This is a genomic window from Psychrobacter sp. 1U2, from assembly GCF_051847575.1.
Map to the genome: position 1 here is coordinate 1 of NZ_JBPYDC010001491.1, position 590 is coordinate 590.

1 protein-coding gene is annotated in these 590 nt (G+C 47.3%); it reads right to left on the bottom strand.

What is annotated here, in order from left to right:
- Positions 1-590: M17 family metallopeptidase (locus tag ACS8FD_RS22795; protein ID WP_459252179.1), on the bottom strand; the 590-nt coding region annotated here is incomplete at both ends.

Below are 590 nucleotides of genomic sequence, written 5' to 3' on the forward strand. Positions count from 1 at the left end.
CTGATTTACCGTTCATGGCTTTAACGATATCCCCTGGGCGAGTAGCATCGCCTGATGGCATATTTTCAGCGCAGGCGAGGGCGCCCACAACGTTGATCGGTAGACGCGCTTCACATAAGGCTTTGAGCGTACCAAGCACAGACGCTGAACCGCCCATGTCAAATTTCATCTCATCCATGGCCGCACCAGGCTTGATTGAGATACCACCTGAGTCAAAGGTTATGCCTTTACCGACCAACACGATAGGAGCATCATCGTTTACAGCTTGTGCATTATCATCGCTACTGGTAACTGCATTTTTAGCCGTTTTCTTATTAGAGGTTTTGGTTGGTAATTTATCAGCCAATGCTTTTAAACTGCCAGAAACTTTCGCACTACTAGTGGCCTCTTTGCTAGCGTCAGCATCGGCACTGAAATTAGATTTGCCGCGATACTCCATAAGTACCAGCTTACCTTCTTTGGTAGAGCCCTTAGCCACTGCTAAAAAGCACTCCATACCTAGCGCTGACATCTCATCTTCACCAAGTACGCTCACTTTTAATAGGTCAGGATAAGTCTTGGCAAGCGCTTCGGCTTGTTCTGCCATATAC